At 38.3% G+C, this 608-nt stretch carries 1 protein-coding gene; it reads right to left on the bottom strand.

Annotated elements, in window-relative coordinates; translation table 11 throughout:
- Nucleotides 1-608: DDE-type integrase/transposase/recombinase (locus GSM_RS14875; RefSeq protein ID WP_010078424.1), on the bottom strand; the 608-nt coding region annotated here is incomplete at both ends.

Genomic DNA, 608 nt, shown 5'->3' with positions numbered 1-608 from the left:
GTGCCATCCCTGATCAGAATGAATGATAGAGTTGCTTCCTTTCGGAAGCTTAGCGATTAATTCATCAAGCGTATTGGTAATCAGTTCACGGTTAGGACTATCGTTAACTTGAAAGGCCAAAACTTCTTTGCTAGCTTCATCAGTAATTACGGAAATATATGCCCATTTTCGATCTGTTAAGCGAACTTGAGTCACATCAGTGTGTAAGGCTTCATACGGTTTTGTGTGACTAAAATCTTGTTTCAAAACGTTCTCTGCTATTTTACCAACAGTTCCTCGATATGAAGAATATTTACCATTTTTACGACGATTGTACATACTCACTTGAACGTTCAACTCATCCATCAAATGACGAACTACTTTGTCGGCAATATGAATATTCAGTTTGACTAGTTCCTCTTGAACTCGTCGATAACCGTAGGTTAATCGTCCCCGCCATTTTCCATCATTGGTGATTTTTAGAATTTTAGCTTTGATATCAATATACTTATCGACATGATTTTTGATACGCTTACGTTCATCATAATAGGTGGCCTTCTTGAGACCTATGGCGTCAAGAATATCACCAATTTTATAACGCTGTGCCTTTGGAAGCTGTGCTTGGTCCA

It is taken from the genome of Liquorilactobacillus mali KCTC 3596 = DSM 20444 (assembly GCF_000260415.1).
GTDB classification, from domain to species: domain Bacteria; phylum Bacillota; class Bacilli; order Lactobacillales; family Lactobacillaceae; genus Liquorilactobacillus; species Liquorilactobacillus mali.
The sequence above is the reverse complement of the archived record's forward strand: the minus strand, read 5'-3'. Positions and strand labels throughout refer to the sequence as shown.